This window comes from Tsukamurella sputi, assembly GCF_007858445.1.
Taxonomy (GTDB): domain Bacteria; phylum Actinomycetota; class Actinomycetes; order Mycobacteriales; family Mycobacteriaceae; genus Tsukamurella; species Tsukamurella sputi.
Genome location: NZ_VIGV01000002.1, coordinates 47,480 through 71,898 on the forward strand (window position 1 = coordinate 47,480; position 24,419 = coordinate 71,898).

26 protein-coding genes are annotated in these 24,419 nt (G+C 71.6%); 14 read left to right on the forward strand and 12 right to left on the reverse strand.

The genetic code is table 11. The features are described from left to right. Positions 1-17: 17 nt before the first annotated feature. Positions 18-776 (forward strand): VIT1/CCC1 transporter family protein, encoded by a 759-nt coding sequence (locus FK268_RS05460; protein WP_146432012.1) that lies wholly within the window; start codon positions 18-20, stop codon positions 774-776. Between the two features lie 10 nt (positions 777-786). Beyond that, positions 787-1,305, forward strand: coding sequence for a gamma carbonic anhydrase family protein (locus FK268_RS05465; protein ID WP_146432014.1), 519 nt, complete (start codon positions 787-789; stop codon positions 1,303-1,305). 27 nt (positions 1,306-1,332) lie between these two features. On the opposite strand, the gene FK268_RS05470 is transcribed toward FK268_RS05465, so the two are convergent. Further along, positions 1,333-1,818 (reverse strand): DUF2231 domain-containing protein, encoded by a 486-nt coding sequence (locus FK268_RS05470; protein ID WP_146432016.1) that lies wholly within the window; start codon positions 1,816-1,818, stop codon positions 1,333-1,335. Between the two features lie 26 nt (positions 1,819-1,844). On the opposite strand from FK268_RS05470, the gene FK268_RS05475 reads away from it, so the two are divergent. Next, the gene (locus FK268_RS05475; protein ID WP_158636050.1) at positions 1,845-2,300 is read left to right on the forward strand and encodes a Rieske (2Fe-2S) protein; all 456 of its coding nucleotides are present in this window, start codon (positions 1,845-1,847) and stop codon (positions 2,298-2,300) included. Between the two features lie 110 nt (positions 2,301-2,410). Continuing rightward, positions 2,411-3,895: a flavin-containing monooxygenase gene (locus tag FK268_RS05480; protein WP_146432023.1), complete on the forward strand. Its 1,485-nt coding sequence runs from the start codon at positions 2,411-2,413 to the stop codon at positions 3,893-3,895. A 79-nt stretch (positions 3,896-3,974) separates the two neighbouring features. On the opposite strand, the gene FK268_RS05485 is transcribed toward FK268_RS05480, so the two are convergent. Genes FK268_RS05485 through FK268_RS24935 form a run of 4 tightly spaced genes read right to left on the reverse strand, consistent with a single transcriptional unit; the run spans position 3,975 to position 6,456 of the window. Continuing rightward, on the reverse strand, positions 3,975-4,634 hold the full coding sequence (locus FK268_RS05485; protein ID WP_146432026.1) for a L,D-transpeptidase: 660 nt from the start codon (positions 4,632-4,634) through the stop codon (positions 3,975-3,977). 38 nt (positions 4,635-4,672) lie between these two features. Then, positions 4,673-5,284, reverse strand: coding sequence for a CPBP family intramembrane glutamic endopeptidase (locus tag FK268_RS05490; protein ID WP_231706947.1), 612 nt, complete (start codon positions 5,282-5,284; stop codon positions 4,673-4,675). Then, a complete protein-coding gene (locus FK268_RS05495) occupies positions 5,281-6,093 on the reverse strand; it encodes an alpha/beta hydrolase (RefSeq protein WP_166443457.1) in 813 nt (270 codons plus the stop codon). The genes FK268_RS05490 and FK268_RS05495 overlap by 4 nt, the downstream gene beginning before the upstream one ends. A gap of 27 nt (positions 6,094-6,120) precedes the next feature. After that, positions 6,121-6,456 (reverse strand): hypothetical protein, encoded by a 336-nt coding sequence (locus tag FK268_RS24935; protein ID WP_231706948.1) that lies wholly within the window; start codon positions 6,454-6,456, stop codon positions 6,121-6,123. Between the two features lie 65 nt (positions 6,457-6,521). Between FK268_RS24935 and FK268_RS05505 the strand changes: the two genes are divergently transcribed. Continuing rightward, on the forward strand, positions 6,522-6,857 hold the full coding sequence (locus FK268_RS05505; protein WP_068534369.1) for an RNA polymerase-binding protein RbpA: 336 nt from the start codon (positions 6,522-6,524) through the stop codon (positions 6,855-6,857). 69 nt (positions 6,858-6,926) lie between these two features. Here FK268_RS05505 and FK268_RS05510 read toward each other — a convergent pair whose 3' ends face one another. The 7 genes from FK268_RS05510 to FK268_RS05540 are packed head-to-tail and all read right to left on the reverse strand — an operon-like array spanning position 6,927 to position 16,056. Then, a complete protein-coding gene (locus FK268_RS05510) occupies positions 6,927-7,685 on the reverse strand; it encodes a polyprenol monophosphomannose synthase (protein ID WP_146432036.1) in 759 nt (252 codons plus the stop codon). Then, positions 7,682-9,217: an apolipoprotein N-acyltransferase gene (lnt, locus tag FK268_RS05515; protein WP_146432039.1), complete on the reverse strand. Its 1,536-nt coding sequence runs from the start codon at positions 9,215-9,217 to the stop codon at positions 7,682-7,684. Before lnt ends, FK268_RS05510 begins: the two co-directional genes overlap by 4 nt. Beyond that, on the reverse strand, positions 9,214-10,776 hold the full coding sequence (locus tag FK268_RS05520) for an amidohydrolase (RefSeq protein WP_146432042.1): 1,563 nt from the start codon (positions 10,774-10,776) through the stop codon (positions 9,214-9,216). Before FK268_RS05520 ends, lnt begins: the two co-directional genes overlap by 4 nt. Positions 10,777-10,790: 14 nt before the next feature. Then, positions 10,791-11,324 (reverse strand): FxsA family protein, encoded by a 534-nt coding sequence (locus tag FK268_RS05525; protein WP_146432044.1) that lies wholly within the window; start codon positions 11,322-11,324, stop codon positions 10,791-10,793. A 37-nt stretch (positions 11,325-11,361) separates the two neighbouring features. Continuing rightward, positions 11,362-14,931 (reverse strand): cobaltochelatase subunit CobN, encoded by a 3,570-nt coding sequence (gene cobN / locus FK268_RS05530; RefSeq protein ID WP_146432046.1) that lies wholly within the window; start codon positions 14,929-14,931, stop codon positions 11,362-11,364. A gap of 34 nt (positions 14,932-14,965) precedes the next feature. Then, positions 14,966-15,442 carry an FAS1-like dehydratase domain-containing protein gene (locus FK268_RS05535; RefSeq protein WP_146432048.1) on the reverse strand — a complete coding sequence of 159 codons (477 nt, stop codon included), beginning with the start codon at positions 15,440-15,442 and terminating at the stop codon, positions 14,966-14,968. Further along, positions 15,439-16,056, reverse strand: coding sequence for a TetR/AcrR family transcriptional regulator (locus tag FK268_RS05540; protein ID WP_146432050.1), 618 nt, complete (start codon positions 16,054-16,056; stop codon positions 15,439-15,441). The genes FK268_RS05535 and FK268_RS05540 overlap by 4 nt, the downstream gene beginning before the upstream one ends. 169 nt (positions 16,057-16,225) lie before the next feature. On the opposite strand from FK268_RS05540, the gene FK268_RS05545 reads away from it, so the two are divergent. From FK268_RS05545 to FK268_RS05585, 9 genes are all read left to right on the forward strand, one after another. Then, positions 16,226-17,290: a beta-ketoacyl-ACP synthase 3 gene (locus tag FK268_RS05545; protein ID WP_146432052.1), complete on the forward strand. Its 1,065-nt coding sequence runs from the start codon at positions 16,226-16,228 to the stop codon at positions 17,288-17,290. Positions 17,291-17,622: 332 nt separating this feature from the next. Further along, entirely contained in the window at positions 17,623-18,360 is a 738-nt protein-coding gene (locus FK268_RS05550) for a 4Fe-4S domain-containing protein (RefSeq protein WP_231707008.1), read from the forward strand. 9 nt (positions 18,361-18,369) lie between these two features. Then, positions 18,370-19,005, forward strand: coding sequence for a precorrin-8X methylmutase (locus FK268_RS05555; protein WP_146432054.1), 636 nt, complete (start codon positions 18,370-18,372; stop codon positions 19,003-19,005). Beyond that, positions 19,002-20,474: a precorrin-3B C(17)-methyltransferase gene (gene cobJ / locus FK268_RS05560; RefSeq protein WP_146432056.1), complete on the forward strand. Its 1,473-nt coding sequence runs from the start codon at positions 19,002-19,004 to the stop codon at positions 20,472-20,474. The genes FK268_RS05555 and cobJ overlap by 4 nt, the downstream gene beginning before the upstream one ends. Positions 20,475-20,511: 37 nt before the next feature. Beyond that, complete coding sequence (locus FK268_RS05565; RefSeq protein ID WP_146432058.1) at positions 20,512-20,802, forward strand: DUF1330 domain-containing protein; 291 nt, start codon at positions 20,512-20,514, stop codon at positions 20,800-20,802. A 79-nt stretch (positions 20,803-20,881) separates the two neighbouring features. Continuing rightward, positions 20,882-21,727 carry a helix-turn-helix domain-containing protein gene (locus tag FK268_RS05570; protein WP_146432060.1) on the forward strand — a complete coding sequence of 282 codons (846 nt, stop codon included), beginning with the start codon at positions 20,882-20,884 and terminating at the stop codon, positions 21,725-21,727. Between the two features lie 85 nt (positions 21,728-21,812). After that, positions 21,813-22,721, forward strand: a complete 909-nt coding sequence (locus FK268_RS05575; protein ID WP_146432061.1) for an alpha/beta hydrolase — start codon at positions 21,813-21,815, stop codon at positions 22,719-22,721. Further along, the gene (locus FK268_RS05580; RefSeq protein WP_146432063.1) at positions 22,718-23,926 is read left to right on the forward strand and encodes an MFS transporter; all 1,209 of its coding nucleotides are present in this window, start codon (positions 22,718-22,720) and stop codon (positions 23,924-23,926) included. The genes FK268_RS05575 and FK268_RS05580 overlap by 4 nt, the downstream gene beginning before the upstream one ends. Positions 23,927-23,981: 55 nt before the next feature. Continuing rightward, a complete protein-coding gene (locus FK268_RS05585; protein WP_146432065.1) occupies positions 23,982-24,413 on the forward strand; it encodes a PPOX class F420-dependent oxidoreductase in 432 nt (143 codons plus the stop codon). Positions 24,414-24,419 lie beyond the last annotated feature (6 nt).

Consider the following 24,419-nt stretch of genomic DNA (forward strand, 5'->3'; position numbering starts at 1 on the left):
TACCTACACTTGTGCTCATGACTGACAGGATCGGCGAAGGCGCTGGGACGAACGAGGATTCGACGCCGAGTGACGGCGGTCATGAATTCGAGCCCCACCACGACGCGGTCGGCGACAAGCTGAACTGGCTGCGGGCGGGCGTCCTCGGCGCGAACGACGGCCTGATCTCGACGGCGGGCATCGTCATCGGCGTCGCGGCGGCCACCGGGGAATCGTCCGCGATCCTCACCGCGGGCATCGCCGGGCTCACCGCCGGCGCCGTGTCGATGGCGCTGGGCGAGTACGTCTCCGTGAGCACGCAGCGCGACACCGAGGTCGCGCTCATCGCCAAGGAACGCACCGAGCTGACCGAGATGCCGGAGGACGAACTCGCGGAGCTCGAGGGCATCTACCGCGCCAAGGGGCTCTCGCCGGAGACCGCGCGCCGCGTCGCCGAGGAACTCACGGCGCACGATCCGCTGCAGGCGCATCTGGACGCCGAGCTCGGGATCGACCAGGACAGCCTCACCAGCCCGGTCGCCGCGGCGGTCTCGTCGGCGATCTCGTTCAGCGTGGGGGCGGCCATCCCGATCCTCGCGTCGCTCGTGCAGACGCAGCGCATCCTCGCCATCGTGGTCTCGGTACTCGTCGGTCTCGCGCTCACCGGGTACGTCTCGGCGAGGCTCGGAGATGCCGACGTACGGCGCGCCACCGCCCGTGTAGTCCTCGGTGGGCTGATCGCCATGGCCGTCACGTACGTGGTCGGTAAGCTCCTCGGCACCACTGGAATCGCCTAGGAGGCACCGCATGATCGCTCGCTTCGGACAGCTCTCACCCCGCATCGCGGAGTCCGCATGGGTCGCGGACTCGGCCACCGTGATCGGCGACGTGGAGTTGGCGGCGGGCGTGGGCGTCTTCTACAGCGCGGTGATCCGCGGTGACATGGCGACGATCTCGGTCGGTGCGAACAGCAACGTCCAGGACGGCGTCGTCATGCACGCCGACCCGGGGATGCCGCTCACGGTCGGCGAGCGCGTCTCGATCGGCCACAACGCGGTGCTGCACGGCTGCACCGTCGGCGACGACGTCCTCGTCGGCATGGGCGCGACGGTCCTCAACGGCGCGGTGATCGGCGCGGGCAGCCTCATCGCCGCGAACGCGCTCGTCCCGCAGGGGATGGAGATCCCGCCGGGGTCCATGGTCGCGGGCGTTCCGGCGAAGGTGCGGCGCGAGCTGAGCGATGCGGAGCGTGCCGGGATCTCCGCGAACGGCGGGGCCTACGTGGAGCTGACGAAGGCGCACGCCACGGAGGCGGGCCGGGCCTGACCCCCGGGCGCGCCGTCGAGCGAGGATCTACAGCCCCGACCACACCATCGTCGCTCCAGAATGACCGGCGGCGATGACGCCCCAGATGCAGGCGATGACGGCCAGCGTCGCCAGGACGCCGAGAACGACCGACCCGGCGCGGCCGGAGAGCACCGTCGCCCCGGAGAACCGGGCGGCGACGGCCGGACTGGAGCCAGCCCACACCAGCACCGCCAGTAGCAGCAGCCCGAGCGACCACAGGAAGGTCGCCGTGCCCTGCGTCGAGTGGGCCTCGATCTGGGTGCGCATCCCTTCCATGGACGGGCGCTTCTCGAACTGCTCCCCCGACTCTTTCGCGAGGTAGCACGCGCCGGCCGCGACCAGCGCGAAGACGGGTAGGCCGACGCCCAGCCGGGCGCGGGCGGCGGGCCACCACGCGGCGAGCAGCAGGGCGAGCGCGGCGAGAGGGAGGAGCACCACGGCGCCGTGGACGAACAACGGATGACTCGGAATTCCCGCGATGTCGGTGAGCACGGGTCAATGCTGGCAGAGTGGACCCCGTGACGCGGACAACTCAGCCAAGCTTCTGCCCCACGCGGCGCGCGATTCTCGCGGCCGTTCCCGGAATCGCGATCCTGCCCGTCGCGGTGGCCTGCGGAACGGCGTCGAAGAGCGACGCCCCGTCGGGCTCCACGACGAACGGCGGCTCGGGTGGTACGGCCGGCGGCGGCGCGCGGATCCCGGTCGCGCAGGTGCCCCTCGGCAGCGCCGTGGTGATTGCGGGCGCAAAGCCCTACGTGGTCGCGCAACCCGCCGACGGGACGTTCGTCGCGTTCGACGCTGCGTGCACCCATCAGGGTGCGACGGTGTCGGCCGACGACGGCCTCACGCTCGAGTGCCCGGCGCACGGGAGCAGGTTCAACGGCGGCACGGGCGCCGTCGAGAAGGGGCCGGCGAAGGCGGCGCTGGCCTCGGTGCCGGTACGTCGCGACGGGGAGAACCTCGTCGTCGGGTGATAGATATGGACCGAGAAGCTACCGGGTTGTAGCATAATCGGGACGTTATTGAATCGGTCTCAGTAGGCAGCCCCTGCGGGGACCGTCACCACTTCAACGAGGAGGCTCCCGTGGCCAATCCCGACGCGATCTACAAGGACGTGCTCATCGTGGGCGCCGGACTGGCCGGTATCGACACCGCCTACCGCGTGTCGAACGAGGTACCGCAGTTCAGCTACGCGATCCTCGAGCAGCGCGCCGAGATGGGCGGCACCTGGGACCTGTTCAAGTACCCCGGCATCCGCTCGGACTCCGACATCTTCAGCCTGAGCTACCCGTTCCTGCCCTGGAAGGGCACCAACCGCCTCGCGAGCGGCCCGGAGATCAAGGCCTACATCGAAGAGGCCGCCGCCAAGTTCGGCATCGACAAGCACATCAGCTTCAACACCAAGGTCGGCACCGTCGACTTCGATTCCCGGACCGATCTGTGGAGCGTGACCGCCGAACGCGACGGCGAGCAGGTCGTCTACCAGTCGCGGTTCCTCGTGGCCTGCACCGGCTACTACAACTACGAGGCCGGCTACGAGCCGCCCTTCCCCGGTGTGGATCAGTTCGAGGGCCAGGTGGTGCACCCGCAGCACTGGCCCGAGGACCTCGACTACAAGGGCAAGAAGGTCGTCGTCATCGGTTCCGGTGCCACGGCCATCACGCTCATCCCGTCCATGGCCGACGACGTCGAGCACATCACCATGCTGCAGCGCTCCCCCACGTACGTGCTGCCCGTCCCGAACGCCGATCCGCTGACGATGTTCGGCGCCAAGGTGCTCCCCGCGACGATCTCGCACAACATCACGCGCAATGTGAACGCGGTGATCAACGTGGGCCAGTACGTGCTCGCGCGCTCCTTCCCCAAGACCTCGCGCAAGTTCCTGCGCAAGCTCAACCAGACCCTGCTGCCCGAGGGCTACGACGTGGATGTCCACTTCAAGCCCAAGTACGAGCCGTGGGACCAGCGCCTGTGCGTGGTGCCGAACGGTGATCTGTTCAAGACGATCCGCGATGGCAAGGCCGAGGTCGTCACCGACACCATCGAGAGCTTCACCGCCAAGGGCATCCGCCTGACCTCGGGCCGCGAGCTCGAGGCCGACATCGTCATCACCGCGACCGGCCTGCAGCTGCTCGCCTTCGGCGGCGTCGAGGTCAACGTCGACGGGGCGCCCATCAAGCCCAACGACAAGTTCGCGTTCGGCGGCTACATGCTGGAGGGCGTGCCGAACTTCGCCTTCATCATCGGCTACACGAACAACTCGTGGACCCTGCGCGCCGACATCTCGGCCCGCGCCATCGCGCGCCTGCTCAACCACATGATCGTGAAGGGCTACACGCACGTCGAACCCGAGGTCGGCGGCCAGGTGCTCACCGAGCATCCCGCACTCGACCTCAGCTCGGGCTACGTGCAGCGCTCCCCCGATGCGATGCCCAAGGCCGCGACCGAGCAGCCGTGGATGATCCGGCACAACTTCGTGCTGGACTCGCTGGACTACCGCCGCTCGCGGGTCGACGCGCCCGAGCTGAAGTTCGGCACCGTCGCAGCGCCGTCGAAGGCCGGCGTCTGATCGCCTGAGCCACCGAACGCGAAGAACCCGCCCCCTCGAAAGGGGGCGGGTTCTTCGCTTCAGTGCGGGTGGCCGCGGGTTACGAGCCCGGCACGTACGTGCCGCCGACGGTGTTGCGCACCACGATCGGCGAACCGATCGGGAAGTTGTCGTAGAAGTACTTGCCGTTGGCGGTGCTCACGTTGAGGCAGCCGTGGCTCGCGTTGGACACGCCCTGCTGGTTGACGGACCACGGGGCGGCGTGGACGAAGATGCCGCTCCACGACATACGCGTGGCGTACTCGACGTACGTGCGGTAGCCCTCCGGGGAGTCGACCGGGACGCCGTACGTGGACGAATCCATGTACATGTCGCGCTTCTTCTCCATGGTGTAGTACGTGCCGTTCGGCGTGGGGTGCTTGTCCGTGCCCATCGACGTGGGCATGGTCTTGACGACCTCCCCGTTGTGCCAGACGGTGATCTGCTTGGTGTTGTCGTCAGCGAGGGCCACCCAGCCGGTCTTGGTGGCGACGGGCGGCTCGGGCGACGTCGTGGTGGGCGTCGCGGCGGCCTCCGTGGTGCCCGACGGGGTGGCGGGCCCGGAGGGCCGCGGGGTGGTCGGGCGCGCCGGGGTGGTGGGCGCTGCGCCCGCGACGGCCGCGGAGGCAGTGGCGGCGACGATCGCCGCTGCGGCACCCGCGCCGAGGCGTGCGAAGCCGCGGCGGCTGACGCCGGTGGGACCGAGGTTCCGGTCAGTCATCGTTGTTCCTCCTGCGGTATCAAGCTTTGCGCACGATTCTACGGGTCGAGGGGCTCAGGTGAAGAAATCACTGAACCGGAGCTGAGGATCACACCACTGCCGTTAAGGATCCAGTGGGCCAGGAAACAGGGCCACCACCTGCCGGTTCTTCGCCTGAGAGCATCCATCAGGGCCCCGAAGGTCGCGGTGACGCCGATTGTCGGAAGTACGGGGTCGTGAGCCGCGCGTGCAGCACCGACGTGCCACAGGCCGAAGGTCAGGGCGCCCGCCGCGCTGCCGGCCCGCCGCCCGTACGCGGCTTCCATCGCGGGTGTCAGCGCGCCGCGGAAGAGCAGCTCCTCCGGTAGCGCGGTGCCGAGCGGGATGTCCACGAGGACCCACTTCGCCCGGTTCGACGGTGCCTCCCGTCGCACCGGTCGCACCAGGGTCAGGCCCGCGACGGCGAGGGCACCCCCGCCGGACAGGCCCGCCACCGTCGGAACGCGGGAGCGGGCGAGTGCGGCGTCCGCCGCGCAGAACACGAGCGTCGCCGCCGACCGGGCGTCGCGGTTCCAGCCGAACCGGTCCGCGAGGCGGGGCAGCACGGCGTTCGACCAGGCGAGCGCCGCACCCGCCGCCAGCGCGGGGGCGCCACGGCGAGCAGCGGTCACTGCATCGCCGCCCAGGACCCGAGCGAGCGGTACAGGCTCGCAGAGAAGGGCTGATCGCCGCCGTACCGGGCGGGATCGCGCGAGGTGTCCTCCTGCAGAGCGTGGCTCACGCCCCGCAGTCGCACGTAGTTCACATGGGTGCCGGTCATCACGTCGGCGAGGTCCTGCGTGGCCGAGCAGTCGACCGCGACATCGGCGTCCGAACAGGTGATGATGTTGTGCTTCTGCGGGGGCAGCGTCATCGCCGTGCGCAGCACGTCGGGCGTGCCGGGGGCGAGCGCCGTCAGGACGGGTTCGATGAGACCGATCGGGACGGGCGCCCGTCCCGTGGCGCCGGTACCGAGGGCGAGTGCCAGCGGCGCCGCGGTGCCGTGTCCGACGGCGAGGAGCCGGTCGTCGCCGATCCCCGCGCGCTCGGCCAGGGCGGTGAGGCCCTTGCCCGCGCGGTCCAGCTGCGCCCGGTAGTCCGGCGTCTCCGACGGGCCGCCGTCGAAGCGCAGCGAGGCCACGCCCTGATGAGCCAGCATCACCGAGAGCTCGCGAGCGGCGACGGTGCCCGCCTTGTCCGATCCGGCCAGGATCAGGGCGGCGCGCAGGCGCTGCGGGTTCCGGGGCGCGACATAGGTGGCGGCTCCGGCCGCGGTCGGAACCTCCACGGTGACCTCGCTCCAGTCCACGGGCAGTGCCGCGGGGGCGGGCGGAGCCGGTTCCTGTGAGATCACGGGCGTCGGCTTGTCCGACGCGCACGCGGCGACGGCGAGCAGTGTCGCGAGGATCACCGCGGCGAACCGGGTCCTGGCGTGGGTCATCGACATTCCTCTCGTGGTGCCGCGCGCTCAGCGCAGGCGTTCCGCGGCCCGCGCGGTCTCGACGAGCCGGTCCGCGAGTTCTGCGAGTTCATCCGGTCCGGCGCCCTCGGCGATGGCGGTCCGCACGTCCTCCGCGGCGCATCTCACCTCGAACATACGCTCCCCCACGGAGTCCGCCTCGTCCGCGGTGAGCACCACCGAATCCGGGGGCAGCGAGGTCCCGGCGAGCGCCGCGCGGGCCTCGTAGGCGCGCTGCCGACAGGATCGGCGGCAGTACTTGCGGGTGCGTCCGGGGCCCTCGGAGACCACCTCGCGTCCGCACCACGCACATGCGGCGGACCTGCGACGGCGAGCGGTGGTCATGGGCCGCAGTCTAGTGAACCGGGTAGACTGGGAATGTTCGGCGTAGGCGAGAGGTTGGGAGAAGCATGGCAGATCGAGTTCTACGGGGCAGCCGCCTGGGTGCGGTGAGCTATGAGACGGATCGGGACCACGACCTCGCACCGCGCCGGGTGGCGCGGTACCGCACCGACAACGGTGAGGAGTTCGACGTCCCGTTCGCGGACGACGCCGAGCTTCCCGGCACCTGGCTGTGCAAGAACGGGCTCGAGGGCACCCTGATTGACGGGGTCGCTCCCGAGGAGAAGAAGGCCAAGCCGCCGCGCACGCATTGGGACATGCTCCTGGAGCGTCGGTCCGAGGGTGAGCTCGAGGAGCTCCTCAAGGAGCGGCTGGACCTGCTCAAGGCGCGTCGCGGCAAGTAACGCGAGGTTCGTCCGACGAACGCGAAGGGCCCCGGAGTGATCCGGGGCCCTTTCTTCGTTCGCAGGCGGCTACTTGCCCAGGAGGCGCTGCAGCTTGCGCTTGCGTGCGCGGTAGCCCCAGCGCGGGACCAGGGTCGCGGCCTCCTTGACGATGGAGCCGCTCATCTTCGACTCGCCGATCACGCGCTCGGTGAAGGTGATGGGCACCTCGACCACGGTGAAGCCGGCCTGCACCGCCCGCCAGGTGAGGTCGATCTGGAAGCTGTAGCCCAGCGACTCGATCTCGTCGAGGCCGAGGCCTTCGAGCGTCTCGCGGCGGAAGGCCTTGTACCCGCCCGTGATGTCGCGGATCCGGGTGCCCAGGATCACCTGGCTGTAGATGTTCCCGCCGCGCGAGATCAGCTGCCTCGACAGCGGCCAGTTCACCGTCCGACCGCCGAAGACGTACCGGGAACCGATCACCAGGTCGGCGCCGGCGTCGATCGCGGCGAGGTGCCGTTCCAGCTGCTCCGGGGCGTGCGAGCCGTCGGCGTCCATCTCGACGACGACCCGGTAGTCGCGCTCGAGCGCCCACCTGAAGCCCGCGATGTAGGCCCCGCCCAGTCCGTTCTTCTCGGCGCGGTGCAGCACGTGGATCCGCGGGTCCTCGGCGGCCAGCGAATCGGCCAGATCGCCGGTGCCGTCGGGGCTGTTGTCGTCGACCACGAGCACGTCGACACCGGGCTGCGCGCGATGCAGCCGGCCCACGATGAGCGGGAGGTTCTCCAGCTCGTTGTACGTGGGGATGATCACCAGCGTCTTCGACGACGGCGCTGACGTCTCACTCATGCAGGTTCCTCGGTCCGTGTGCGGGGCTGAAACAGACCTCCATCGTGCCTTATCGCGATCGCGATTCCGCACAGGGTGGCCAGGAGGAGGGCCACCTCGCCCCAATCCCCCAGTCGCGCGGCCGGGGTCAGGCCGGCGCGGAGCCGGACGGTCTCCGCGAGGTGGTCGTTCGTCCAGATGCTCGTCTGCCGGGTGACCGCACCGTCGGGGCGCACCAGGGCGCTCACGCCGGTGGTCGCCGCGACGACGACGTCGCGGTCCAGTTCGACGGCCCGGACCCGGGACATGCCGAGTTGCTGATAGGTCATGCCGGTGCGGCCGAAGGTCGCGTTGTTGGTGGGCACCGTGAGTACTTGGGCGCCGTTCTCGACAGAACCCCGCAGTGCACGGTCGAAGGCCACCTCGTAGCACGTGGCCACGCCGAGCGGGACGCCGTTCGCGCGCACCACGCCGGTCCCGGAGCCGGGCGTGAAATCGTTGGCCAGGTCGACGTAGTCGCTGAAGAGGCGGAAGAAGTCCCGCATGGGCATGGTCTCGCCGAAGGGCTGCAGGATCGCCTTGTCGTGCCGCTCGATCGCTCCGCCGTCGTCGATGAGGATCATGCTGTTGTAGTAGCGGCCGGTGCCGTCGTAGTGCACGGTGCCCACCAGGATCGGGGCGCGCACGTCGGCGGCGGCCGCGCGGATCCGGGCGGCCACGTCGGGGTCCCGCTCCGGCGAGACGTCCGAGGAGTTCTCGGGCCAGATCACCACGTCGGGCTGCTTCTGCCGGCCCTCCCGGACCTCCGTCGCGAGGCGGTGCGTCTCGTTCAGGTGGTTGGTGAGCACCGCCTCCCGTTGCGTCGCGACGTCCCACCGCTGTTCGGGAACGTTGCCCTGGATGGCGGCGATGGTCACCTCGCGCCCGTCCGACGGTGCGCCCACGAACGGCCAGGCCGCCGCCGAGCCGATGGCGACCAGCGCCGCCGCGGCGGCGGGCAGCAGGTACGCCCGACGGTCCGCACGGCGCGCCGCCGCTACGCCGGCGGCGGCCAGGGACGCGCCGATCAGGGCGACCGCGAAGGAGAGCCCCGGCGCCCCGACGAACCGCGCGAGGGAGAGCAGCGGACCGTCGGCCTGGCTGAAGGCGAGGCGGCCCCACGGAAAGCCCCCGAACGGGAAGGACGCCCGCGCCCACTCCGTGACGGAGAACGCCGCGGCCACCCAGACGGGACCGCCCGGGGCCCGGGCGACGCGCGTCGCGATCAGGCCGAAGACGCCGTAGTACAGCGCGCAGGTGATGCCGAGCCCGATCCACGGCAGCGCCCCGACCATCGAGTCGATCCACTTCAGCAGCGGAACGAAGAGGCCGACGCCGGCGAGGAAGCCGTAGAGGAAGCCGCCGCGCAGCGTGATCCGCTCGGGCACGGTGAGCACGGCGACCAGGACCGCGACGCCGATCGGCGCGAGCCACCACCACCCCGCGGGCGGGAAGGCGAAGAACAGGGCGACGCCGGCGAGCAGGCTCACTCCCCCGCGGAGCAGGACGTTCACGCCGCGAACACCGTCCGTCCGTCGACGACCGTCCGCAGGCACCGCGGCAGGCGCGCTCCCGGAGCCAGGTCGGGTAGCGGTGCGACGCCGGCGCGGGGGTCGGTGGACCAGCGCTGCACCGCGTCCGACGGTGCCCGCACCACCAACTCGTCGGCGTCCCAGACCGCGAAGGTCGCGGGCGCGCCGGGCACCAGGGTGCCGGCGACGCCGTCGCGGACTCCCCCGGCCCGCCAGGCCCCGCGGGTCGCCGCCGCGAAGGCCGCGCGCGGCGAGACCGCGCTGCCGGGCGTGTGGTGCTGCGTCGCGGCGCGCAGAGTCGCCCACGGGTCGAGCGGCGTGACGGGCGAATCCGAGGAGAAGGCGAGCGGCACCGCGTTCTTGGCGAGGAGCGCGAAGTCGTTGAGCGTCGCGGCGCGCTCCGCCCCGAGACGGCGCGCGTACATCCCGTCCGGACCGCCCCAGAGGGCGTCGAACTGCGGCTGCATCGAGGCGTTCACGCCCCAATCGCCGAGCTTCGCCGCCTGGTCCGCGGTGACCATCTCGGCGTGCTCGACGCGGTGCCCGCAGGAGGCGACCCGGGGCCCGCCGAAGTCCTCCACGGCCGCTGCGAAGGCGTCGACCACCCTGGCGACCGCGGCATCGCCGATGGCGTGGAAGCCGGCCTGGATCCGGGCCCGGGTGCAGGCCAGGACGTGCGCGGTGACGGCCTCCTGGTCGAGGTAGGCCACGCCGTGCGACGGCGCGTCGGCGTACGGCGCGTGCAGCAGGGCGGTACGGCTGCCCAGCGAGCCGTCGACGAAGAGGTCGCCGGCCAGGCCGTCGGCGCCGGTGCGGTAGATGATCGCGCGGGCGTGATCGGCGTCGCGGGCGGCCTCGCCCCAGTAGCGGCGCACGCGGACGCGGTGGGTCAGCGCGCCGAGGAGGGCGAAGTCGCGCTCCCCCGCGATGTCGGGTCCGCCGCACTCGTGGACGGCGGCGATGCCCGCGGCGGCCGCGGCGTCGAGGGCGGCGGTCTGCGCCGCGGTGATCTGGGCGTCGGTCAGCGCGGTGTGGGCGGCGGCCCGGACGGCGTGGTGCGCTGCGGCGGTGAGCGGACCGTCGGGCGAGAACCCGGCGAGGTTCGGCAGCTCGGGGACGAGGGCGCGCAGCGCGGTGCTGGCCTGGGCGGAGTGCTCGTCGACGCGGGCGGCGTAGACGACGCGGGACTCGTCGAGGTCCGTGCGCTGCAGGGGTGCGTCCCAGGTGGTGTCGTCCCAGCCGCGGGCGATCACCGTCTCCCCCGGTGCGGCGGCCAGTGCGGCGCGCACCGCGTCCCGCCCGCCGGAGAGATCCGGCCCGGTGAGGGCGAGACCGGTCGCGGTGAGGTGGACGTGCGTGTCCACGAAGGCGGGGGCGACGAAGGCCCCGTCGAGGTCGGTGACCTGCGCGTCCGGGTGCAGAGCGCGGGCCGCCCGGTCCTCGCCGATCCAGGTGATCACGCCGTTCTCCACGGCGATCGCGGTGGCGGTAGTGGAGGTGGGCGTGTAGATCCGCCCGCCGACGAGCAGTTCGGTGGTCACGGTGGACCAGTCTGCTACGCGGGCGGCAGCTCGCGGAATCCGGGCCGGGGACCGTACTGACCCGGCCCGGTCACGTCCACGACGGGACCGTCCGCCCGAGGTGCACCCGTGACCACATCACCGTCGACGACGGTGCCGAACCCGCGCCGCTGTCCGGCGAGCACCGTCACCAGGCCCGATTCCTCGACGAAGGAGGCGACCCGCTTGGCGCCCACGTACGCGACCGCGGGCCGCACCAGCGCGCGGACCGGCGTGAGCAGCAGGAGCAGTCCGAGGACGGTGCTCACCACGCCGGGCACGGCGAGCAGGAAGACGGCCGCTGCGAGGATCGCGGTGTCCATGAGTGCGGGGCCCGCCGACCGCTGGCCGTCGAGGGCCTCTCCGAGGTCGCGGAGCACGCCGGCCGCCGTGCGGCGCAGCATGAGCACGCCCAGTGCGGTCGCGCCGATCACGGCGAGGACCGCCCACCCGAAGCCGAGCCAGGACACCAGTCCGGCGAACGCCGCGATCTCCACGACGATGTAGGTCAGGAACGCGAAGAGCTTCATACCGGTCCAACGGACGAACCGGGCGAAAGGTTCCCGCTCAGCGGTCCTCGAGGTCGCCCTCGGTGTCCAGGTAGACCTGCTGGAGGTCGGCGAGCAGCTGCGGGTCCGGCTCCTTCCACAGCTCGCGCTGCGAGGCCTCGAGCAGGCGCTCGGCGATGCCGTGCAGGGCCCAGGGGTTGGACTCCTCCATGAACTTCCGGTTCTCGGGATCGAGGACGTAGTTCTCGGTGAGCTTCTCGTACATCCAGTCGGCCATCACCCCCGCGGTGGCGTCGAAACCGAACAGGTAGTCCACCGTCGCCGCCATCTCGAAGGCGCCCTTGTAGCCGTGCCGGCGCATGGCCGCCATCCAGCGCGGGTTCACGACGCGGGCGCGGAAGACGCGGTTGGTCTCCTCGCTCAGCGTGCGGGTGCGCACCGAGTCGGGGCGCGTGGAGTCGCCGACGTAGGCCTCGGGGTCGGATCCGGTGAGGTGACGCACCGTCGCGACCATGCCGCCGTGGTACTGGAAGTAGTCGTCCGAATCGGCGATGTCGTGCTCGCGGGTGTCGATGTTCTTCGCGGCGACGTTGATCCGCCGGTACGCGGCGCGCATGTCGTCGGCGGCCGGCGCACCGTCGAGGCCGCGCCCGTAGGCGTACCCGCCCCACGCGGTGTAGACCTCGGCCAGATCAGCGTCGCTGCGCCAGTTCTTCGAGTCGATGAGCTGCAGCAGGCCGGCGCCGTAGGTACCGGGCTTGGAACCGAAGACGCGGGTCGTCGCCCGGCGTTCGTCGCCGTGCTCGGCGAGGGCGGCGCGGGTGTGCGCCGCGACGAAGTTCTGTTCGTCGGGCTCGTCGAGCGAGGCGACCAGCTGCACCGCGTCGTCGAGCATCGCCACGACGTGCGGGAAGGCGTCGCGGAAGAAGCCGGAGATCCGGACCGTGACGTCGATGCGGGGCCGGCCCAGCTCTTCCAGCCCGATGACCTCGAGCGAGCTGACCCGTCGGGACTGCTCGTCCCACACCGGCGTGACGCCGAGCAGCGCCAGCACCTCGGCGATGTCGTCGCCCGCGGTCCGCATCGCGGAGGTGCCCCACACCGACAGTCCGACGGACCGCGGGTACTCGCCGTGCTCGGCGAGGTAGCGGTCCACGAGTGAGGCGGCGAGCTCCTGACCCGTCGCCCACGCGAGCCGCGAGGGCACCGCCTTCGGGTCCACCGAATAGAAGTTGCGGCCGGTGGGCAGCACGTTGATGAGGCCGCGCAGTGGCGAGCCCGACGGCCCGGCGGGAACGAAGCCGCCGGCCAGCGCCCGCAGCACGTGGTCGATCTCGTCGCCGGTGCGGCGCAGGCGCGGCACGACCTCGGTGGCCGCGAAGTCCAGGATCCTCACCACCGCGGGATCCTCGCTCAGGCCCGCCATCTTCGACGGTGCCCAATCGACCGCCGCGGCGGCGACGACCAGGTCGCGTGCGCGCGCCTCGAATTCGTCGGTGCGGGCCTTCGACGCCGTCCCGTCCTCTTCCAGGCCGAGGGCCTCGCGGAGCCCGGGTGTGTGCACGGAGCCCGCCCACATCTGCTTCGCCCGCAGCATGGCGAGCACGAGATCGGTCTCCGCGTCGCCCGACGGTGCCGCTCCCAGGACGTGCAGCCCGTCGCGGATCTGCACGTCCTTGATCTCGCAGAGCCAGCCGTCGACGTGCAGCAGCATGTCGTCGAAGGCGTCCTCGTCGGGCTGGTTCTCCAGGCCGAGGTCGTGATCGAGCTTCGCGGCCTGGAGCAGCGTCCAGATCTGCTGGCGGATCATCGGCAGCTTCGCCGGATCGAGGCTCTGCACGTTCGCGTACTCGTCGAGATGCTGCTCGAGCCGCGCGATGTCGCCATAGCTCTCGGCGCGGGCCATCGGCGGAATGAGGTGGTCCACCAGGACCGCGTGCGCGCGGCGCTTGGCCTGTGTGCCCTCGCCCGGGTCGTTCACCAGGAAGGGGTAGATCAGCGGCAGGTCGCCGAGCGCGGCGTCGGTGCCGCACTCCGCGGACATGCCGAGCGTCTTGCCGGGCAGCCACTCGAGGTTGCCGTGCTTGCCGAGGTGGATCACCGCGTCGGCGCCGAAGCCGTTCTCCCGGTCGGCGATCCAGCGGTAGCTGGCCAGGTAGTGGTGGCTGGGAGGCAGGTCCGGGTCGTGGTAGATCGCGACGGGGTTCTCGCCGAAGCCGCGCGGCGGCTGCACCATCACCGTGAGGTTGCCGAACCGCAGCGCGGCGATCGCGATGTCGCCCGAGCCGGTGGTGAACAGCGATCCGGGTGCCTCGCCCCAGTGCTCGGTCACGGCCTCGCGCAGGGCATCCGGGAGCGTCGCGAACCAGGCGCGGTAGGTCTCGGGGGCGACGGTGACCTCGCTCCCGTCGAGTCGCTCGTCCGAGAGCCAATCGGGGTCCTGGCCACCGCGGGCGATGACGGCGTGGATGAAGGCGTCCGAGTCGTCGGCCTCCAGCCCAGGGATCGCGGCCGGATCGCCGATGTCGTAGCCCGCGGCGGCGAAGCGCCGGATCAGTTCCAGTGCGGACTGCGGGGTGTCCAGGCCGACCGCGTTGCCGATGCGGGCGTGCTTGGTGGGGTACGCGGACAGCATGAGCGCGATGCGCTTGTCCTTGTTCGGCGTCGACCGCAGCCGGGCGTGCCGCAGCGCGAGTCCGGCGACGCGTGCCGCGCGCTCGGCGTCGGGCACGTAGGCGGGCAGGCCGTCGTCCCCGATCTCCTTGAAGGAGAAGGGCACCGTGATGATGCGGCCGTCGAACTCCGGGATCGCGACCTGGGTCGCCACGTCGAGCGGACTGAGGCCGTCGTCGCTGCCGGCCCACTGCTCGCGGGAGGTGGTGAGCGCGAGGGCCTGGAGGATCGGGATGTCGAGGGCGGCGAGCCGGCCCACATCCCAGGACTCGTCGTCGCCGCCTGCGGCGGCTCCCGCGGCGTTGACCCCGCCCGCCGCGAGCACCGTCACGACCAGGGCGTCGAGCGTGCCGAGCTCGGCGAAGAGCGCGTCGTCGGCGGTGCGCAGTGAGGCGCAGAAGATCGGTACTGCGACGCCGCCCCGCTCCTCGATCGCCGAGGCCAGCGCGTCGATGTACGCCGTGTTACCAGCCAGGTGCTGGGCCCGGTAGTACAGCACACCGATCCGTGGACCGTCGGCGGCGTGCTCGCGCGGAACGAGCCCCCACTGCGGTGCCGCGACGGGCGGCGCGAAGCCGTTACCGGTGAGCAGCACGGTGTCCGAGAGGAAGTTGTACAGCTGCGCCAGATTCTCGGGTCCGCCCTCGGCGAGATAGGCATGCGCCTGCGTGGCGACGCCCGCGGCCACCGTCGAGGCCTCCATCAGGTCGGCGTCCGGTGCCTGCTCCCCGGAGACCACCACGATCGGCTTACCGCTGGCCGCCAGCGCGTCGAGCCCGCTCTCCCAGTAGCGCCGTCCGCCCAGGATGCGCACGACGACGATATCGGCACCGTCGAGCAGACCGGGAAGGTCGAGGTCGACGCTGATCCGGGCCGGGTTGGCCCAGCGGTACTCGACGCCGCTGGCCTTGGCGCTCAACAGATCGGTATCGGACGTCGACAGCAGGAGGATCATGAAGGCGACCCTATCCTGCGGCCCCGGAGGAGGGTCAGAGCACGGCGCCGAACATGATCACCTCGGACGATGCACTGCTGATGTCCGGGGCATCGGAGCCGGCGGCGTAGGCGACGGTGCTGGCGGTCTCGATCCGGACCCCGTCGCCGGTGGTCACCACGCACTCGACCTCGAACAGATCGATGCCCGCCCGCGTGACGCGGTCGCTGATCCGGGCGCCGAGCGACAGGACGTCGCCGATGCGGATCGGGACGCGCTGCCGGATGGTTTGCGCGACGTGCAGCAGGCGACTGGGATCGAAGTCGTCGATCACGCCGGCCATGAGGCGCGCCGCGGCTTTGAACACCGGGTCCGCGACGATGAGCGGCGGCACCGGCGTGTCCTGGGGAACGACGCGGCTCTCGGCGTACGGCACGTGCGGCGACCGCGTAGCGCGCGCATAAGCGCGGACACTTTCCGAATCGACCGCGTAGCAGTCCTCGAGCCACAGGGTGAAGTCGGCGCGCGTCATTCGGGGACTGTAGCGCCCCGCACCACGTCGGGGGCTTCCATGGTCAGGTCGAGCAACGCCATCATCGAGTGGTAGACGTCCGTGAGCGGGTAGATGTCGCGAGCGGCGCGGGCGCGGGCGACCGCGCCCTCGATCGAGCTCATGAAGACCGAGGCGAAGACCAGGGCGCCCCGCTCATCCACGCCGTACTCGACGAGCGCGGACGCGAAGCGCCGCTCGCACTCGGTGTACGCGGCGGTGGCGGCCTCCTGAACGCGCGGCTCACCATCGGCGAGCGCGGCGGCCAGCAGCGGGCAACCGACTTGGAACTCCGAGCGGACGAGGACCCGCTTCCACAGCTCGATGAACCGGCCGATCCATTCGCGGGGCTCGCCCTTGCTGGTGGCCGCGTCGATGTAGCGGAGCAGGCGCCGGCCCGCGAGCGAGGTGGACGCCTCGACCAGCTCGGCCTTCCCGCCGGGGAAGTACTGGTAGAGCGAGTTCTTCGAGGCCTGCGACTGGGCGGTGAGCTCCGCGAGGCCGGCGTCGGCGAAACCGTGGCGGCCGACCAGGTTGAGTGCGGTGTTGACCAGTCGGACCCGCGGGCGGGGACGCGGCTTGGGGGCGGCGGGCATCGGGGCCGGACCCTCCTCGTCTCTTCGGAAAAGGCGAAACCGCCGGCGAGTGGAATTCGCCACGCGGCGTGGCGGCGCTTGTTTGAACCGCTCGGTTCATGTTACCAATGACGGACCGATGAACCGAATGGTTCATTCGCGCCACCCCTTCGAACGGAGTACCCCACGCATGACCGCCCCCGCCCGGATCGCTCCGCCCGCACCTGCTGAGCAGTCGAATGTCAGCTACCTCGGGATCGGCGCCTACCGACCGCGGCGGGTCGTGCCGAACTCCGAGATCGTCGACAAGATCGACTCGAGCGACGAGTGGATCAAGACCCGGTCCGGCATCGAGTCGCGCCACTTCGCCGAGGACGACGAGACGATCCTCGAGATGTCGGTGAAGGCCGCTGAGCGCGCGGTCAAGGCCGCGGGCATCGACCCGGAGCTGGTCGACTGCGTCATCTCCGCCACCAACACCCGCCTCGAGCTCGGTCCTTCTCTCGCGCCTCAGATCGCCAAGTCGCTCGGCAAGGTCGGCATCCCCGCCTTCGACATCACCGCCGGCTGCTCGGGGTTCACCACGGCGGCTGCGGTCGGGGTGGACCTGATCCGCGCCGGTACCGCGAAGTACGTCGTCGTCGTGGGCGTCGAGCGACTGTCGGACCTGATCTCGCCGGAGGATCGCACCTGCGCGTTCATCTTCGCCGACGGTGCCGGCGCCGCGGTGCTGGGTCCGTCCGAGGAGGTGGGTGTCTCGCAGGTCTCGTGGGGCGCCGACGGCGACTTCACCACCGCGATCTTCCAGGACAAGGACTTCGGCACATATTTCGACGAGGTGCACGCCTTCCGCGACGACACCTCGACCGAGGCGCCGGTCCGGCCGTTCCTGCGGATGGAGGGCCGCAAGGTCTTCCGCTGGGCCGCGACCGCGCTGCTCCCCGCCTGTCAGGAGGCCCTCAAGCTGGCCGGACTCACCTCGAAGGACATCGACGTCTTCGTGCCGCACCAGGCGAACCTCCGCATCACCCAGGTGCTGATCAAGGCCCTCGAGCTGCGCGACGACTGCGTCGTGGCCGAGGACATCGTGACCACCGGCAACACCTCCGCCGCGTCGATCCCGCTCGCGATCGAGGAGCTGCTGCGCACCGGCAAGGCCAAGCCGGGGCAGACCGCGCTCGTCATGGCCTTCGGTTCCGGCCTCGCGTACGCCGGTCACGTGATCACCCTCCCGCCGGTCCACGTCGAGGACTGATCTCCCTGCCGAAGCAGCCTGACGCCTGTCCGGGGGTCCTCCGACCGCACGCCGCGGCCGACGGTGCCCTGGTCCGCGTCCGGCTGCCCGGCGGCGCGGTCGAGCCGGCGCAGCTGGAGCTCCTGGCCGATCTGGCCGACGACGCGCCCCTCGAGCTGACCTCTCGCGGCAACGTCCAACTCCGTGGCGTCGCGGACCTCGAGGCCGCTCGCGGGCGGCTGGCCGACGCAGGACTCCTGCCGTCGGCTACGCACGAGCGTGTCCGCAACATCGTCGCCTCGCCCCGGTCCGCCGAACTCCGCGCGACCGCCGCGGAGCTCGACAGGGCACTCGTGGCCCATCCGGGTCTCGCCGTGCTCCCCGGGCGGTTCCTCTTCGCGCTCGACGACGGTTCGCGCGACGTGGCCGCTCTCGCCGCCGACGTCGAGCACCGTGACGGCATCCTCCATCTCGACGGGTGGCCGACGGATCTGCCCGGCACCGTCGACGTCCTGCTCGGCGCGGCGCAGGCCTTTCTGGACCTGCGCACCGACGAATGGCGCCTGCAGGACCTGGCCGACGGCGCCGCCCGTGTGGCCGCCGCTCTCGGCGGCGCCCTCACCGGTCCCCGGGCGGTGCCCGAGCCGCCGAACCCGCCCCCCGTCGGGTGGTTCGACCGGCCCGACGGCTCGGTGACCCTCGGCATGGGCGTCCCGCTCGGACGCCTCGACAACCGCACCGCGCGGTTCGTGGCCGCGGTGGAGCACCCCGTCACCGTCACACCGTGGCGGACCCTGCACCTGCACGGGCTCGAGGAGGGAGCCGCGGAGACGGTGGTGCGCGTCCTCGCTCCGATGGGGCTGATCTTCGACGCCGGCGACCCGTTGCTCCGGGTCAGCGCGTGCGTCGGCGATCGCGGCTGCGCGCGCGCCGAGGGTGATTCCCTCACGCACGCTCAGGATCTGGCGGGGTCGCTCGGGGACGACGAGCGGGTCCACGTCGTGGCCTGCGAGCGCGGGTGCGGCGCACCGCCGGGCGAACACCGACGGGTGGTCCTTCCCCTGAGCCGCCCCGCCGGACCCGCCGCATAGACTTCCCGGGTGCACGACTACCTCACCGACGGCGCCGAGATCTACCGGCGATCGTTCGCCACGATCCGCGCCGAGGCGGAGCTCGGCCTCCTCGCCGGTGACGCGGAGACGGTGGCGGTCCGCATGATCCACGCCGCCGGCCAGACCGACCTCGATCGCGATATCCGCATCTCCGCGGGTGCGGTCGCCGCGGGTCGCGCAGCGCTCCGTGCCGGCGCGCCGATCCTCGCCGACGCGAACATGGTGGTGCACGGCGTGACCCGTGCCCGCCTCCCCGCGGACAACGAGGTGCTGTGCCTGCTGCGTGATCCGCGCGTACCGGCGCTGGCCTCCGAGATCGGCAACACACGCAGTGCCGCGGCGCTGGAGCTGTGGGGCGAGCGGATGGCGGGCGCTGTCGTCGCCATCGGCAACGCGCCCACCGCGCTGTTCCACCTCCTGGACCTCCTGGCTGCGGGAGCGCCGAAACCCGCAGTGATCGTGGGTGTTCCGGTCGGATTCATCGGCGCGGCCGAGTCCAAGGACGCGCTCGTCGCGGAGGCGACGGGGCTCGGCGTCGAGTACATCACCGTGCTGGGCCGCCGCGGCGGCAGCGCGATCACGGCGGCGGCGCTCAACGCGCTGGCGCGGGAGGAGGAGCTGTGACGGGAATCCTGTACGGCGTCGGCGTCGGACCGGGCGACCCCGAGCTCGTCACCGTCAAGGCCGCACGGCTCATCGGCGAGGCCGACGTGGTGGCGTATCACAGTGCACGCCATGGCAGGTCGAACGCGCGGGCGTGCGCCGCACCCTATCTCCGCGCCGGCCAGACCGAGATCCGCCTGATGTACCCGGTGACCACCGAGACCACCGATCATCCCGGCGGCTACCGCGGTGCGCTCGACGACTTCTACACCGAGGCCGCCGAGCAACTGGCCGAGTACCTCACCACCGGGCGGAACGTGGTGCTCCTCGCCGAGGGCGACCCGATGTTCTACAGCTCGTACATGCACATGCACAAACGGCTGCGCGAGCGATTCGAGTGCGTCGTGGTTCCCGGGGTCACCTCCGTGAGCGCCGCGGCCGCCGCGACGGGCGTGCCGCTCGTGGAGGCGGACGAGGTCCTCACGGTGCTGCCGGGCACGCTCTCCGAGCCGGAACTGCGCCGCCGCCTCGCCGATACCGATGCCGCCGCGATCATGAAGCTGGGGCGGACCTTCCCGACGGTGCGCGAGGCCCTGCACGCCGCGGATCGCGAGGGCACCGCCTGGTACGTCGAGCGCGCCAGCCGCGCTGACGAGCGGGTCCTCGCCGTGGGCGACGTGAGCGCCGAGGACGTCCCCTACTTCGCCACCGTCCTGGTGCCGGGCCGGATCAACGCCCCGTCGAAGGCTCCGGCGGGCGAGGTCGTGGTGGTGGGGCTCGGGCCCGGCGACGAGGCGTGGACCACCCCCGAGGTGCGGCACGAGCTGTCCGAGGCCACCGACATCGTCGGCTATCAGACCTACACCGACCGCGTGCGGCCGAGGCCCGGCCAGCGGGTGCACGCGTCCGACAACCGGGTGGAGGCCGAGCGGGCCCGCCACGCACTGGAACTCGCGGCCAGTGGGGCGCGGGTCGCCGTGGTCAGTTCGGGTGATCCCGGCGTCTTCGCGATGGCCTCCGCCGTCGCGGAGGTCGCCGCCGATCCCGCCTTCGACGCCGTGCGGGTCCGCGTGCTGCCGGGAATGACGGCGGCGAACGCCGTGGCCAGTCGCGTCGGTGCGCCGCTGGGCCACGACTACGCCGTGATCTCGCTGTCGGACTACCTCAAGCCGTGGGACGTCATCGAGGCGCGGCTGCGCGCCGTCGCCGCTGCGGATCTCGCCCTCGCCGTCTACAACCCGGCGTCGAAGACCCGCCGCGAACAGTTGGAGAGGATGCGGGACGTCCTGCTCGAGGTGCGCTCGCCCGAGACCGTCGTCGTGGTGGGGCGGGCCGTCGGCTCCCCCGACGAATCGCTGACGGTGACCACGCTCGGCGAACTGGACACCGACACCGTGGACATGCGCTGTCTGCTCATCGTCGGCTCGTCGCGCACCGAGGTCACCGAGCGCAGCGGAGGCCGGATCGTGCACACTCCGCGCCGGTACTAGTGTCGAAGGCCCCACCCGCCGTCGACGAGGAGTGACCATGGCCAAGGCGTACTGGATCGCGTTCTACCAGGAGATCAAGGACCCGGAGAAGATGGCGGAGTACGCCCGGCTCGGCGGCCCCGCGATCACCGACGGCGGCGGGCGATTCGTGGTGCGCGGTCAGGCCGCTGTCGCCTACGAGGCCGGAAAGATCGAGCGCACCACGGTGATCGAGTTCGACAGCCTCGAGCAGGCCGTCGCCACGCACGACTCCCCCGCGTACCAGGCCGCCCTGGCCGCGCTCGGCGACGGCGCGGTCCGCGAGATCCGTATCTGCGAGGGCTCCTGACCCGTCGTGATGTCCCGTCGCGGAGCCTGCCCCTCACAGGGGCAGGCAACCGCGCGGGAAGTCGACCAGACTCGGGGACATGATCGATGAGACCGCCCCGACACTGGGCTCCTTCCTCCGGTCGCGCCGGGCATCGGTGGATGCCGACGACCTCGGCCTCGCCACCTACGGCCGCCGCCGCGTCCCGGGCCTGCGCCGCGAGGAGCTGGCCGAGCTCGCCGGAGTGTCGGTCAACTACCTGACCCGACTCGAACAGGGCGCCGCCGGCAACCCCTCCGACGAGGTGCTCAGCGCCCTCGCCCGTGCGCTCCGGCTCAGTGAGGTCGAGCGCCTGCACCTGCTCGAACTCGCGCACCCGTCCGGCGAACGCGCGGCGCCCATCGACCGCGACGGACACGGGTTCACCGGCGTACGGCAGCTCGTCGACGCGATGGACACCCCCGCAGTGGTGCTCTCCCGCAACCAGGACGTCCTCGCCTGGAACCGCCTCGGCAACGCCGTGATCGCCCCGCACGTGCCCCACGGCGACCTGCACGCCGATCCGCCGCCGAACAAGGTGCGCCAGATCTTCCTCGACCCCGAGGTCCGCTCCCTGTACGTCGACTGGGAGCACGAGGCCGAACTGGCCGTCGCCTCCCTCCGCTGGGTCGCCGCGCAGTTCCCGGACGACGAGGCACTCCGCCGGCTTCTCGGGGAGCTGGTACTCGACCGCGACTTCGCTCGCCTGTGGGCGCTGCAGGCCGTCGAGCTGTGTACCAGTGGGCTCAAGCAGTTCCGGCATCCGTGGGTCGGCCGCATCGACCTCTGCTATCAGATGTTGCACCTCCCCGAGTCCGACGGCGCCCGCATGATCGCCTTCAGCGCCGCGCCCGGCACTCCCCACGACGATGCGCTCACCCTGCTCCGCCACCGCGTCGCCGACTGACCTCCTCCTCTCCTCGAAACACCCATCGCAGCGCCACCGGGACGCGACTCCCGGCGATCGGCGCTGCCCGTAGAACGGAACCTCCATGCCTCTGCACGCCCAGGCCGCCGCGCACCTCGCCGCGACGGCGGACGCCGCTCCCCTGCACGCGCTCGCTGTCGCCGACGCGCGCCGCGCCCTGCGCGGCTACCTCGACCTGCAGCGTCCGGCCGTCGACATCGCCGAGGTGCGCCACACCTTCCTCGTCGGGCCGGGCTCATCCCTGCCCGTTCGGATCTACCGCGACGGTCCACCGGGCGGCCCTGTGATCCTCATGCTCCACGGCAGCGGCTTCGTCGCCGCCGACATCGAACTCAGCGACGAGCCCGCCCGACTCCTCGCGCGGGACACGGGCGCGACGGTGGTCACCGTCGACTACCGCAAGGCTCCCGAGCACCCCTATCCCGCAGCGCTGGACGACGCGGCGGCGGCACTGGACTGGATCGCCTCGGGAGCGCTGCACGTCGACGTCGAACGCATCGCGGTGGTGGGCGACAGCGCCGGCGGCGCCCTCACCGCGGCCCTCGTCCAGCGCGTCCGCGACGCGGGCGGTCCGCGCGTCGCGGCCCACGCCGTGCTCTACCCGCCGCTGCGTCCCGGCGACTACGACGCCCTCCCGCCCGCGGAGGTGGGCCTGTCCCCCGAGGACATGGACTGGTTCTGGAGCCACTACCTTCCGGACGGGACCGTACCGCCCGGCGCCGCGCCCCTCGACGCGACCGACTTCGGCGATCTCCCGCCGGCGTTCGTCGCGACCGCCGAGTACGACGTGCTCCGCGGCCACGGGATCAGCTACGCCGCGGCCCTGCGGAGCGACGGCGTTCCCGTCACGGCCGTCGACTACGCCGGCACACTGCACGGCTTCTACTGGATGGACGCCGTGCTGGACTCCTCCACCGACCTCCAGCGCGACCTGGCCACCTGGCTGCGCGACACCCTGAACGGAACACGATGACCACCACGACGGATCGCCGCCTGCATCCCGGCCTGTTCGCCCTCGCGATGGGCGGCTTCGGGATCGGACTCACGGAGTTCTCCATCACCGGACTCCTCACCGACGTCGCGACCGACCTGGGCGTCAGCATCCCCGTCGCCGGCGGGCTGGTCACCGGCTACGCACTCGGCGTCGTGGCCGGCGCCTTCACCGTCACGCTCGCGCTCGTTGGACGGCCGCCGAAGACGGCGCTGCTGATCCTGCTCGCGCTGTTCGTCGCCGGGGACGGCCTCTCGGCGGCGGGACCGACGTACGAGCTGGTCATGGCGGGACGTATCCTCGCTGCGCTGTGCCACGGCGGCTTCTTCGGCATCGGTGCCGTCCTCGCGTCGCGACTCGTCACCCCGGACCGGCAGGCCTCCGCGATCGCCCTCATGTTCGCCGGGCTCACCGTCGCCAACGTGCTCGGTGTGCCCGCAGGGACCGCCCTCGGTCACCGGTTCGGTTGGCGTGCCACCTTCGTGGCCGTCGCCCTCATCGGGATCGTGGCGATGGCGGCGATCGCCGTGCTCGTGCCGAACGTGCCCGCCGAGACGACCTCCGTCCGCTCCCAGCTCCGCGTCCTGCTCCGCCCGTCGATCTGGATCGCCTGCGCCGTCACGGCCCTCGTCTTCGGCGGCCTGTTCGGCGCCTTCACCTACATCGAGCCGCTGCTCCGCTCGGTGGCCGGATTCGGCGCCTCCGCGATCCCGTGGCTCCTCGTGCTGTTCGGCGTCGGCCTGTTCGCGGGAAATCTCGTCGGCGGTCGCGCCGCCGATCGCGACGCGGACCGGGCGCTGCTGACCTTCGCCGCGCTCCTACCGCTCGCGATCGCGGCGGTGGCGCTGTTCTCCGGTTCGAAGCCGCTCGTCGCCGTGTTCCTCGCCGTCATGGGGCTCGTCGGCTTCGCGACGGTGCCCGCACTGCAGCTGCGGGTGCTGCGCAACGCGGGCACCGCCACGCTGATCGCGTCGTCCGCCAACATCGCAGCCTTCAACCTCGGCAACGCCGTGGGCGCGCAGCTGGGAGGCACCGGTATCAGCGCAGGCGGTGGACCGACCGCCCCGGTGTGGATCGGCGTCGCGCTCAGCGCGGCCGGCGCACTGCTCGCCGCCGCGAGCATCGGCTGGGAGCGGCGGCACCGCACCCGGATCCCCGCCGCACGCCGGGACGACGTCACGGTCTGAGCGCACGCCGCGTCGGACCCGGAACAGCCGGGCCCGACGGGGTGTTGGACCGGTCATGGCACCGACACCGTTCGATCCTCGTACCCTGATCGCCGACAGCCGGATCGGCGTCCTCGCGACGCTCCGGGCCAACGGCATGCCTCAGCTCTCACCGGTCACGGCGGTGTACGACGCCGAGAGCGACCGGATCCTGGTGTCCATGACCGCCGGCCGGGCGAAGGAGGCGAACCTGCGCCGCGACCCGCGCGCCGCGATCGAGTTCACCAGCGCCGACGGCTACACGTGGGCGACTGCGGAGGGCACGGCGACGCTCGTCGGCCCGTCCTCGGATCCGGACGGACCCGAGGTGGACGCGCTGGTCGACTACTACCGCCGCGGCGCCGGCGAGCACCCCGACTGGCGCGAGTACCGCGAGGTCATGGTCGCCGACCGGCGAGTGCTGCTGGTCCTGACGATCACGCACGTCTACGGCGCCAAGCTGCGCTGATTCCGG

Excerpts from the sequence above, each read along its gene's own strand:
- cobN (WP_146432046.1), bottom strand. The coding sequence starts at position 14,931 with ATGATCCTCCTGCTGTCGACGTCCGATACCGATCTGTTGAGCGCCAAG.
- FK268_RS05575 (WP_146432061.1), top strand. The coding sequence starts at position 21,813 with ATGCCTCTGCACGCCCAGGCCGCCGCGCACCTCGCCGCGACGGCGGAC.
- FK268_RS05570 (WP_146432060.1), top strand. The coding sequence starts at position 20,882 with ATGATCGATGAGACCGCCCCGACACTGGGCTCCTTCCTCCGGTCGCGC.
- FK268_RS05535 (WP_146432048.1), bottom strand. The coding sequence starts at position 15,442 with ATGACGCGCGCCGACTTCACCCTGTGGCTCGAGGACTGCTACGCGGTC.
- FK268_RS05540 (WP_146432050.1), bottom strand. The coding sequence starts at position 16,056 with ATGCCCGCCGCCCCCAAGCCGCGTCCCCGCCCGCGGGTCCGACTGGTC.
- FK268_RS05495 (WP_166443457.1), bottom strand. The coding sequence starts at position 6,093 with ATGACCCACGCCAGGACCCGGTTCGCCGCGGTGATCCTCGCGACACTG.
- FK268_RS05510 (WP_146432036.1), bottom strand. The coding sequence starts at position 7,685 with ATGAGTGAGACGTCAGCGCCGTCGTCGAAGACGCTGGTGATCATCCCC.
- FK268_RS05460 (WP_146432012.1), top strand. The coding sequence starts at position 18 with ATGACTGACAGGATCGGCGAAGGCGCTGGGACGAACGAGGATTCGACG.
- FK268_RS05505 (WP_068534369.1), top strand. The coding sequence starts at position 6,522 with ATGGCAGATCGAGTTCTACGGGGCAGCCGCCTGGGTGCGGTGAGCTAT.
- FK268_RS05525 (WP_146432044.1), bottom strand. The coding sequence starts at position 11,324 with ATGAAGCTCTTCGCGTTCCTGACCTACATCGTCGTGGAGATCGCGGCG.
- FK268_RS05545 (WP_146432052.1), top strand. The coding sequence starts at position 16,226 with ATGACCGCCCCCGCCCGGATCGCTCCGCCCGCACCTGCTGAGCAGTCG.
- FK268_RS05585 (WP_146432065.1), top strand. The coding sequence starts at position 23,982 with ATGGCACCGACACCGTTCGATCCTCGTACCCTGATCGCCGACAGCCGG.
- FK268_RS05580 (WP_146432063.1), top strand. The coding sequence starts at position 22,718 with ATGACCACCACGACGGATCGCCGCCTGCATCCCGGCCTGTTCGCCCTC.
- FK268_RS05465 (WP_146432014.1), top strand. The coding sequence starts at position 787 with ATGATCGCTCGCTTCGGACAGCTCTCACCCCGCATCGCGGAGTCCGCA.
- FK268_RS05565 (WP_146432058.1), top strand. The coding sequence starts at position 20,512 with ATGGCCAAGGCGTACTGGATCGCGTTCTACCAGGAGATCAAGGACCCG.
- FK268_RS24935 (WP_231706948.1), bottom strand. The coding sequence starts at position 6,456 with ATGACCACCGCTCGCCGTCGCAGGTCCGCCGCATGTGCGTGGTGCGGA.
- FK268_RS05485 (WP_146432026.1), bottom strand. The coding sequence starts at position 4,634 with ATGACTGACCGGAACCTCGGTCCCACCGGCGTCAGCCGCCGCGGCTTC.